At 40.6% G+C, this 256-nt stretch carries 1 protein-coding gene; it reads right to left on the reverse strand.

From position 1 onward, the window contains the following. Positions 1–256, reverse strand: a 256-nt coding sequence (locus SB658_RS25545) for a heterodisulfide reductase-related iron-sulfur binding cluster (protein ID WP_410603246.1), incomplete at both ends; no start/stop codon positions are given.

Consider the following 256-nt stretch of genomic DNA (forward strand, 5'->3'; position numbering starts at 1 on the left):
CCCACAATCTGCACCGATTAAATAATCAGCACCTGTTTCCATTGCACTATCTACCTTCTCATCTACCATTTGCTCAGAAATTGGAGTCATCTTCACTGAAAACGTTCCCCCAAACCCACAACAATTTTGTTCGTTTGGCAGTTCTCTCACAGTTAATCCTTTTACGGTTGATAATAAAATTCCTGGTGCCTCTTTTACTCCAAGCAGGCGTGTCATATGACAAGATTTATGAATAGTAGCTATCCCTGGTAAGCTT

It is taken from the genome of Bacillus sp. SIMBA_008, assembly GCF_046535495.1.
Classification (GTDB): domain Bacteria; phylum Bacillota; class Bacilli; order Bacillales; family Bacillaceae; genus Bacillus; species Bacillus subtilis.